The organism is Streptomyces sp. NH27, from assembly GCF_056859195.1.
The window spans coordinates 1-10,954 of record NZ_JACEGK010000251.1 but is presented as its reverse complement, the minus strand read 5'-3'; the positions used below and the strand labels follow the sequence as shown (position 1 = coordinate 10,954).

Annotated in this window: 4 protein-coding genes and 1 pseudogene; all 5 read left to right on the top strand. The window is 70.5% G+C overall.

The window, feature by feature from the left end:
• Positions 1–5,253: hybrid sensor histidine kinase/response regulator (locus AC13HU_RS20800; protein ID WP_483043419.1), on the top strand; the 5,253-nt coding region annotated here is incomplete at its 5' end.
• Positions 5,254–5,565: 312 nt separating this feature from the next.
• Entirely contained in the window at positions 5,566–6,279 is a 714-nt protein-coding gene (locus AC13HU_RS20795) for a response regulator (RefSeq protein ID WP_483043418.1), read from the top strand.
• A gap of 179 nt (positions 6,280–6,458) precedes the next feature.
• Positions 6,459–9,245 carry a DNA translocase FtsK gene (locus AC13HU_RS20790; RefSeq protein WP_483043417.1) on the top strand — a complete coding sequence of 929 codons (2,787 nt, stop codon included), beginning with the start codon at positions 6,459–6,461 and terminating at the stop codon, positions 9,243–9,245.
• Positions 9,246–9,580: 335 nt separating this feature from the next.
• Positions 9,581–10,402 carry a helix-turn-helix domain-containing protein gene (locus AC13HU_RS20785; RefSeq protein WP_483043416.1) on the top strand — a complete coding sequence of 274 codons (822 nt, stop codon included), beginning with the start codon at positions 9,581–9,583 and terminating at the stop codon, positions 10,400–10,402.
• 89 nt (positions 10,403–10,491) lie between these two features.
• A pseudogene (locus tag AC13HU_RS20780) lies at positions 10,492–10,954 on the top strand (30S ribosomal protein S12 methylthiotransferase RimO); the annotation flags it as partial.

Here is a 10,954-nt window from a genome sequence, read left to right as displayed (position 1 = left end):
GTGGTGGGGCGGGACGGGAAGTTGACCGAGCGGCTGGAGACGGGTCCGTCGGAAGGCGCCTGGGCGGCCGCGATCGAGGCGTCGAACGCGCTGGTGGACGACCTGGTGCGGCCGGTGTCCGAGGTCGGCAGGGTGCTGTCGGCGGTTGCCGAGGGCGATCTCGAGCAGCGGATGGACCTGCGGGCGCAGAACGCGGACGGGTCGGCGCATCCGCTGCGCGGCGAGTTCCTGAAGGTGGGCCGCACGGTCAACGGCCTGGTGGACCAGCTGTCGGCGTTCACCGACGAGGTGACGCGGGTCGCGAGCGAGGTCGGCACCGAGGGCAAGCTCGGTGGGCAGGCGAAGGTGCGGGGAGTTTCCGGGTCCTGGAAGGACCTGACGGACTCGGTCAACACCATGGCGTACCGGCTGACGGCTCAGGTGCGCGACATCGCGCTGGTGACGACGGCGGTGGCCAAGGGGGACCTGTCCCGCAAGGTCACGGTGCACGTCGCCGGGGAGATGCTGGAGCTGAAGAACACCGTCAACACGATGGTGGACCAGCTCTCGTCGTTCTCGTCCGAGGTGACCCGGGTCGCCCGGGAGGTCGGCACCGAGGGTGAGTTGGGCGGTCAGGCGCAGGTGCCGGGCGTGGCCGGGGTGTGGAAGGACCTGACGGACTCCGTCAACCTCATGGCGGGGAACCTGACCGCTCAGGTGCGGGACATCGCGCAGGTGACGATGGCGGTCGCCAACGGCGACCTGACGCAGAAGATCACCATCGGCGCGCGCGGCGAGGTCGCGCAGCTCGCCGAGACGATCAACGCGATGACGGAGACGCTGCGGACGTTCGCCGACGAGGTGACGCGGGTCGCGGGGGAGATCGGCGCGGAGGGCCAGCTCGGCGGGCAGGCGCAGGTGCCGGGTGTGGCGGGCACGTGGAAGGACCTGACGGACTCGGTCAACACCGCGTTCCGGAACCTGACGGCACAGGTGCGGGACATCGCGCAGGTGACGACGGCGGTGGCGGGTGGTGACCTGTCGCAGAAGGTGACCGTGGATGTCTCCGGCGAGATGCTGGAGCTCAAGAACACCGTGAACACCATGGTGGACCAGCTCTCCGCGTTCGCCGACGAGGTGACGCGGGTCGCCCGCGAGGTCGGCGTCGAGGGCCAACTCGGCGGGCAGGCAGAGGTGTCCGGCGCGGCGGGCACGTGGAAGGACCTGACGGACTCGGTCAACACCGCGTTCCGGAACCTGACCGCTCAGGTGCGCAACATCGCGCAGGTGACCACGGCCGTCGCCAACGGCGACCTGTCGCAGAAGGTCACGGTGGATGTCTCCGGCGAGATGCTGGAACTGAAGAACACCGTGAACCGCATGGTCGACCAGCTCAGTTCGTTCTCGCAGCAGGTCACGCGGATGGCGCGGGACGTGGGCACCGAGGGGCGGCTGGGTGGTCAGGCCCGGGTGGACGGGGTGTCGGGCACCTGGAAGGACCTCACGGACTCCGTCAACTTCATGGCTGGCAACCTCACTTCCCAGGTGCGGCAGATCGCGCAGGTGACGACCGCCGTGGCTCGCGGCGACCTGTCGCAGAAGATCGACGTGGACGCGCGCGGCGAGATCCTGGAGTTGAAGAACACCATCAACACGATGGTGGACCAGTTGTCGTCGTTCGCCGAGCAGGTGACGCGGGTCGCGCGCGAGGTGGGCACGGACGGGCGGCTGGGCGGTCAGGCGCAGGTGCCGGGCGTGGCCGGCGTGTGGCGCGACCTGACGGACTCGGTGAACTTCATGGCCGGCAACCTGACCGGTCAGGTCCGCAACATCGCCCAGGTCGCGACGGCGGTCGCCCGTGGTGACCTGTCGCAGAAGATCGACGTGGACGCCAAGGGCGAGATCCTCGAGTTGAAGAGCACGTTGAACACGATGGTGGACCAGCTGTCGTCGTTCGCGGAGCAGGTGACCCGGGTGGCCCGCGAGGTGGGCACGGAGGGAATCCTGGGCGGCCAGGCGGAGGTCAAGGGCGTCAGCGGTACGTGGAAGGACCTCACGCAGTCCGTCAACTTCATGGCGAACAACCTGACGTCCCAGGTGCGCAACATCGCCGACGTGACGTCGGCGGTGGCGGCGGGCGACCTGTCGCGGAAGATCACCGTCGACGCGAAGGGCGAGATCCTCGCGCTGGTGACGACCGTGAACACGATGGTGGACACGCTGTCGGCGTTCGGTGACGAGGTCACCCGCGTGGCCCGTGAGGTGGGCACCGAGGGGCAGTTGGGCGGTCAGGCGCGGGTGCGTGACGCGTCGGGCATCTGGAAGGATCTCACCGACTCGGTGAACGGCATGGCCTCGAACCTCACCTCGCAGGTGCGGTCGATCTCCTCGGTGGCCACCGCCGTCGCCAACGGCGACCTGACGAAGAAGATCGACGTGGACGCCCGGGGCGAGATCCTGGAGCTGAAGAACACCATCAACACGATGGTGGACACGCTGTCGGCCTTCGGTGACGAGGTCACCCGCGTGGCCCGTGAGGTGGGCACCGAGGGCATCCTCGGCGGCCAGGCGCGCGTGCCTGGGGTGGCGGGCACCTGGAAGGACCTGACCGAGTCCGTCAACGGGATGGCGTCCAACCTGACCGGTCAGGTGCGGCAGATCGCGCAGGTGACGACCGCGGTCGCGCGCGGCGACCTGTCCAAGAAGATCGACGTGGACGCGCGCGGCGAGATCCTGGAGCTCAAGACCACCATCAACACCATGGTCGGGCAGCTGTCGGCGTTCGGTGACGAGGTGACGCGGGTCGCGCGCGAGGTGGGCACCGAGGGGCGGCTGGGCGGCCAGGCGCGGGTGCCGGGCGTCTCGGGGATCTGGAAGGACCTCACCGAGTCCGTGAACCTGATGGCCAACAACCTGACCAGCCAGGTGCGCAACATCGCGCAGGTCGCCACCGCGGTGACCCGCGGCGACCTGAACCTGCGGATCGACGTGGACGCGGCCGGGGAGATCCTGGAACTCCAGGACTACATCAACACGATGATCGTCCGGCTGCGCGAGACCACGCTCGCCAACAAGGAGCAGGACTGGCTCAAGGGCAACCTGGCCCGGATCTCCGGCCTGATGCAGGGCCGCCGCGACCTGCGGGACGTGGCCGCGCTGATCATGAGCGAGCTGACCCCGGTGGTGTCCGCCCAGCACGGCGCGTTCTTCCTCGCCCAGGACACCACGGAGGCCGGCTCGGAGTACGAACTCGCGCTGATCGGCAGCTACGGCTTCTCCCGGCGCACGATGTCCTCGGTGTTCCTGCCCGGGGAGGGCCTGATCGGGCAGTCGGCGATGGAGAAGCGCTCGATCCTGATCGAGCAGGCGCCGCCGGGCTATCTGAAGATCGTGTCGGGGCTCGGCGAGGCACCGCCGGCGCATGTGATCGTGCTGCCGGTGCTCTTCGAGGGGCGGGTGCTCGGCGTGATCGAACTGGCCGCGTTCCAGCCGTTCACGCAGATCCAGAAGGACTTCCTCGACCAGATCACCGACATCATCGCGATCAGCGTCAACACCATCTCGGTCAACACCAAGACCGAGGGGCTGCTCAAGCAGTCCCAGGAGCTGACCGAGCAACTCCAGGACCGCTCGGACGAGTTGGAGAACCGGCAGCGCGCCCTGCAGATGTCCAACGCTGAACTGGAGGAGAAGGCCGAGCTGCTGGCGCGGCAGAACCGCGACATCGAGGTGAAGAACACCGAGATCGAGGATGCCCGGCAGGTCCTGGAGGAGCGCGCCGAGCAACTCGCGGTCTCGATGCGCTACAAGTCGGAGTTCCTGGCGAACATGTCGCACGAGCTGCGCACGCCGCTGAACTCGCTGCTGATCCTCGCCAAACTCCTCGCCGACAACGCCGACTCCAACCTGTCGCCCAAGCAGGTCGAGTTCGCCGAGACCATCCACGGCGCCGGCTCCGACCTGCTCGAGCTGATCAACGACATCCTGGACCTGTCGAAGGTCGAGGCCGGCAAGATGGACGTCTCGCCGACCCGTATCGCCCTGGTGCAGCTCGTGGACTACGTGGAGGCCACGTTCCGGCCGCTGACCGCGGAGAAGGGCCTGGACTTCTCGGTGCGGGTCTCGCCGGAGCTGCCGGTGACCTTGCACACCGACGAGCAGCGGCTGTTGCAGGTACTGCGCAACCTGCTGTCGAACGCGGTGAAGTTCACCGACTCCGGGTCGGTGGAGCTGGTGATCCGCCCGGCCGGCCCCGAAGTGCCGCAGTCGATCCGCGAGCAGTTGCTGGAGGCGGGGACACTGCGCGACCCCGATCAGCCGCTGATCGCGTTCTCGGTGTCCGACACCGGCATCGGGATCGCGGCGAGCAAGATGCTGGTGATCTTCGAGGCGTTCAAGCAGGCCGACGGCACCACCAGCCGCAAGTACGGCGGCACCGGTCTGGGGCTGTCGATCAGCCGGGAGATCGCCCGGCTGCTGGGCGGCGAGATCCACGCCGACAGCCAGCCCGGCCGCGGCTCCACCTTCACGCTGTACCTGCCGCTCAGCCTCGGTGACACAATGCCCGTGCAGCCGCAGTTGCCGGCCGGCGGCGGCCGGGGCACGGACTCCGACCAGCAGGCGCAGAGCCGCAACCGCGGTCCGGGCAGCAGCCTGGCCCGGCTGCGCCGCCGCTCCGCCCAGCCCACGCCGACGCCGGGTCACACCCAGCCGGAGGGCGGCGACGCCGGTTCCGGGCACGGCGGTTCGGCGAACGGGACCGGGTCGGCACACGGCGCCGGTTCCCTCAACGGCCGGCGTGGCCCCGTGAACGGCCCCGAAGGCCCCGAGGCGGGCTCGGACGCGGCAGCGCGCGGAACGGCGCACGAGGACGCGTACCCGGCCTTCGTCGGCCGGTTCAGCGGCGAGAAGGTCCTCATCGTGGACGACGACATCCGCAACGTCTTCGCCCTCACCAGCGTCCTGGAGCAGTACGGCCTGACCGTGCTGTATGCGGAGAACGGGCGCGAGGGTATCGACGTCCTGGAGCAGTACGACGACATCGCCGTGGTGCTGATGGACATCATGATGCCGGAGATGGACGGGTACGCGACGACCACGGCGATCCGGAAGATGCCGCAGTTCGCCGGGTTGCCGATCATCGCACTCACCGCGAAGGCGATGAAGGGCGACCGGGAGAAGGCGATCGACTCCGGAGCATCGGACTACGTGACCAAGCCGGTGGACACCGACCACCTGTTGACGCTCATGGAGAACTGGATGCATGCCCGATGAGGGGTTCGATGCGGGACCCGGCGTTCGGTCCGGCGACCGGTCCTGCCCGAAGGTGGCCGAATATTTTGCCGACTTGAGTGCCGGGTGATGTGTGAGCCACCCGGAATCTGGGAACCTTACGATCTCCGCCTGCGTTTTCGGTACGTGGTGAGTGACGTAGCGGTAACAGGGTGTGGCGAGCGGCGGGGTGCGGCTACGATGACCGGCACAAGGACGGGCGGCGGGACATTGCTGCCCCCGGGGGCGGCGATCGGCGCTTCCGTCGGCATTGCGAGTCGGGGAGGCCCCAAGCCGGGGCGAGGAGGGCGTGGCGTGGTGCAAAAGGCCAAGATCCTCCTGGTCGATGACCGGCCGGAGAATCTGCTGGCGCTGGAGGCGATCCTCTCGGCGCTGGACCAGACCCTGGTCCGTGCATCGTCAGGGGAGGAAGCGCTCAAGGCGCTGCTGACCGACGACTTCGCGGTGATCCTGCTCGATGTCCAGATGCCGGGCATGGACGGGTTCGAGACCGCGGCACACATCAAGCGGCGGGAGCGGACCCGGGACATCCCGATCATCTTCCTCACCGCGATCAACCACGGCCCGCACCACACCTTCCGGGGGTACGCGGCGGGCGCGGTCGACTACATCTCGAAGCCGTTCGACCCGTGGGTGCTGCGCGCCAAGGTCTCGGTGTTCGTGGATCTGTACATGAAGAACTGCCAGCTGCGCGAGCAAGCGGCGCTGCTGCGGCTCCAGTTGGAGCAGGGTGCGCCGTCCGGTGCGTCGGCCAACGGGGCGGGTGTCGCCGGCGCGAGGGAGTCCGTCGGCCTGCTCGCCGAACTGTCCGCGCGCCTGGCCGCGGTGGAGGAGCAGGCCGAAGCGCTCGGCAAGCAGCTCGACGGCAGCGCCGACGCCGCCGCGGTGGCCACGGCCGCGCACCTGGAGCGCAAACTCACCGGGCTGCGGCGGGCATTGGACGCGCTGGAGCCCGGCGACACCGGCGGCGGCAACGGGTTCGGCAAGCAGCAGGGCGGCTCGGACTGAACGCGGACGGCGCGCCTGGATTCCACGGCGCGCCGTGCGCGAGCCGAGCGGCACGCCCCCACCGGACGTTCCCTCGGCGCATGACGCGGCGTCAACCCGGCGCCCAGCGCGGTCCGACACTAACGGGCGTATCCCCGAGCAGGCGTGTCCCCCGATCACAAGGGCGGTAACCTCGGCCCATGGCCCCCCGTACGTCCGGCACCGCCAAGAAAGCCCCGGCGCGGCCTCCGGCCAAGAAGACCGCGGCGAAGAAGCCCGCGGCCAAGAGCGCTGCCGCCCGACCGCCGGCCAAGAAGGCGGCGGCGGCCAAACCCGCGCCCGCGGCCGCGCCGTCCCCGACCGGCGGCCTCTACCGGCTGGTGCGCGCGGTGTGGCTCGGCCTCGCCCACGGCGTCGGCGCGATCTTCCGCGGGATAGGGCGTGGCGCACGCGGCCTCGACCCAGCCCACCGCAAGGACGGCGTGGCGCTGCTGCTGCTCGGCGTGACCCTGGTGGTCGCCGCCGGCACCTGGTCCAACCTGAACGGGCCGGTCGGCAACCTGGTCGCACTCCTGGTCACCGGCGCCTTCGGCCGGCTCGACCTGCTGGTGCCGTTCCTGGTCGGCGCGGTCGCCGTCCGGCTGATGCGCCACCCCGAGCAGCCCGAGGCCAACGGCCGGATCGTGATCGGACTGTCCGCGCTCGTGCTCGGCGTGCTCGGCCTGATCGACATCAGCTGCGGAGCCCCGAGCCGCGCCGACGGCGCGCAGGCGCTGCGCGACGCGGGCGGCCTGATCGGCTGGGCCGCCGCCGCGCCCCTGCACTACACCGTCGGCTCCGCGCTCGCCGCGGCGCTGCTCCTGCTGATCACGGTCTTCGGGCTGCTCGTGGTCACCGCCACCCCGGTCAACGCCATCCCGCAGCGGCTGCGGGCGGCCGGCGTCCGGGTCGGCCTGTACGAACCTCCGCCGGACCCCGAGGCCGTCCCGCTGGAGGACTTCTTCGACGACGACGCGGACGCGATGTCCGGGTCGCGTTCCGGAGCGGCCGAGGACGACTCGCCGGTTCGCCGGGTGCCCGCCCGCTTCACCAAGTCCCGTAGCGGCCAGGGCGCGGACCCCTACGACATAGAGCGTGACGGTGACAGCGCCGGCTCGGGCATGGGCGGGCTCGATCCGGAGCAGCAGGACAAGCCGCGCCGCAAGTCCCGGCGCCGCCCGGAGCCGGCGAGCGCCGGCAAGGGCGCCGACGACCTCGACCTCGACCCGGTGGACGTCGCGGCCGCGGCCGCCGCCGCCCTCGACGGCGCGGTGCTGCACGGCGTGCAGCCGTCCCCGCTCGTCGCCGACCTCACCAGCCGGCTCAAGAAGCCGGTGCCCGCGGCCCGCGCCGACGACACCGGGGCCCAGGGCGCGGCCGGCGCCGTACCCGACCTGACCAAGCCCGCCGCCGGCTCCGACGCCGAGCCGCCGCTGCCGCCGCGGGCCGAGCAACTCCAGCTCGCCGGCGACATCACCTACGCCCTGCCCTCGCTCGACCTGCTGGAGCGCGGCGGCCCCGGCCGTACCAGGAGCGCCGCCAACGACGCGGTCGTCGCCTCGCTGAGCCAGGTGTTCAAGGAGTTCAAGGTCGACGCCGTCGTCACCGGCTTCACCCGCGGCCCGACGGTCACCCGGTACGAAGTGGAACTGGGCGCCGCGGTGAAGGTGGAGCGGATCACCGCGCTCGCCAAGAACATCGCGTACTCCGTGGCCAGCCCCGACGTGCGGATCATCAGCCCGATCCCCGGCAAGTCCGCGGTCGGCATCGAAATCCCCAACAGCGACCGCGAGATGGTCAACGTCGGCGACCTGCTGCGCTCGGCCGAGGCCGCGGGCGAGGACCACCCGATGACCGTCGCGCTCGGCAAGGACGTCGAGGGCGGCTACGTGGTGGCCAACCTGACCAAGATGCCGCACGTCCTGGTGGCCGGCGCCACCGGCTCCGGCAAGTCCTCCTGCATCAACTGCCTCATCACCTCGGTGATGTGCCGCGCCACCCCGGACGAGGTCCGGATGGTGCTGGTCGACCCCAAGCGCGTCGAGCTGACCGCCTACGAGGGCATCCCGCACCTGATCACGCCGATCATCACCAACCCGAAGCGGGCCGCCGAGGCGCTCCAGTGGGTGGTCCGCGAGATGGACCTGCGCTACGACGACCTCGCCGCGTACGGCTACCGGCACATCGACGACTTCAACGCGGCGGTGCGCTCGGGCAAGGCGAAGACACCCGAGGGCAGCGAGCGGGAGCTCACCGCGTACCCGTATCTGCTGGTCATCGTGGACGAGCTGGCCGACCTGATGATGGTCGCGCCGCGCGACGTGGAGGACTCCATCGTCCGCATCACCCAGCTGGCCCGCGCCGCCGGCATCCACCTGGTGCTGGCCACCCAGCGGCCGAGCGTGGACGTCGTCACCGGTCTGATCAAGGCCAACGTGCCGTCCCGGCTCGCCTTCGCCACCTCCTCCCTCGCCGACAGCCGGGTCATCCTCGACCAGCCGGGCGCCGAGAAGCTGATCGGCAAGGGCGACGGGCTGTTCCTGCCGATGGGCGCGAACAAGCCGACCCGGATACAGGGCGCGTACGTCACCGAGGACGAGATCGCCAAGGTGGTGGAGCACTGCAAGGCGCAGCTGACACCGACCTACCGGTCCGACGTCACCGTCGGCAGCGGCCCGAAGAAGGAGATCGACGAGGAGATCGGCGACGACCTGGACCTGCTGTGCCAGGCGGCCGAGCTGGTGGTCTCCACCCAGTTCGGCTCCACCTCGATGCTCCAGCGCAAGCTGCGGGTGGGCTTCGCGAAGGCCGGACGGCTGATGGACCTGATGGAGTCCCGCGGGATCGTCGGCCCGAGCGAGGGCTCCAAGGCGCGCGACGTGCTGGTCCAAGCGGACGAGCTGGACGGGGTGCTGGCGGTGATCCGCGGTGGTGACGGCCCCGGGTGAGGCGCCCGGGCCCGTCACCCAGGCCCGGTTGACGGGCCGGGGCCACGGGCCGGGCGATCGAGCGGCGGTACCGACGGGTACACCCGGACGTACGTACCATTCGTCACACAAGTGGAGTCGTGCCACGTGTGACCCCGGCCAACTCGGGGCACGTTGAAGGGCAACCGTTTCTACGGTCCAAGCGTCAAGTTGTACAGGCAGGACGACTGTCACCCCGTTGTCACCACCGCGTGCCCGTGGGGCCGACGAAAACCTGTAGTCCGCCTGCCCCGGTGTTTCATACCGCCCCTAGACTGAACTTCCAGCAGGTGGCTGCACGCTCGAAAGGCGCCCTCGTGTCCATCGGCAACTCGCCCTCCGCCGACCTTCCTTCGGTCGGCCGCGCCCTCGCTCAGGCCCGTACCGAGGCGGGGCTGACCGTTGACGAGGTCAGCACCACCACCCGGGTGCGCGTCCCGATCCTCCAGTCGATCGAGCAGGACGACTTCTCCCGCTGCGGCGGCGACGTCTACGCCCGCGGCCACATCCGCGCCATCGCCCGCGCCGTCGGGGTCGACCCCGATCCGCTGGTCGAGCAGTACGCCGCCGACCACGACACCGGCTCCGCGCCCCCGCCGGTCGCGCCGCTGTACGAAGCCGAGCGGATCAAGTCCGAGCCGCGCCGGCCGAACTGGACCGCGGCCATGGTCGCCGCGATCGTGGCCGTCATCGGCTTCGTCGGCTACACCGCGTTCAGCGGGACCGGTGCCGACAGCGGCAAGCCGAGCGCCCAGTCCAGCCCGAGCTCCTCCGCGTCGGCCGGCACCTCCCCGACCCCGTCGTCGCCCCAGGGCAACGGCGCACCCACCCCGCCGCAGTCGACCGACACCGGCAGCGCCATCGCCGCCGCCCCGCCCGGGAAGGTCACGGTCAAGGTCAGCGCCGAGGGCGGCGCGAGCTGGGTCCAGGCCACCGACGGCAACGGCAAGCAGCTCTTCCAGGCGTCCCTCAAGGAGGGCCAGTCCAAGACCTGGACCGACGACAAGAAGATCAAGCTGATCGTCGGCAACGCGGGCGCGGTCCAGCTCTTCGTCAACGGCAAGGACCTCGGACCGGCCGGCGGAAAGGGCCAGGTCGTCCGCCTGACGTACACGCCGGGCGACCCGACGCAGGGCTAGCCACGGGCCGCCGGACCGGCGGGGGCGGACGGGCGTTCGGCGAACCGCACGGCGAAGGCGCCGACAGGTCACCGGGTAGGCTGGTGCCTATGCCCGAACCCCGTACCGTCGCCCTTGTCACGCTCGGATGCGCCCGCAATGAGGTGGACTCGGAGGAGCTCGCCGGCCGGCTGGCGGCGGACGGCTGGCAGCTTGTCGACGACGCCTCCGACGCCGATGTCGCGGTGGTGAACACCTGCGGCTTCGTCGACGCCGCCAAGAAGGACTCGGTGGACGCCCTGCTGGAGGCGAACGACCTCAAGACGCAGGGCCGCACCCAAGCGGTCGTCGCGGTGGGCTGCATGGCCGAGCGGTACGGCAAGGACCTGGCCGAGGCTCTTCCGGAGGCCGACGGTGTCCTCGGCTTCGACGACTACGCGGACATTTCCGACCGGCTGCGCACCATCCTGGCCGGCGGTGTCCACGCCTCCCACACCCCCCGTGACCGGCGCAAGCTGCTGCCGGTCAGCCCGGTGGAGCGGCAGGGCGCGGTGTCCGGGACCGGTAGGGGCG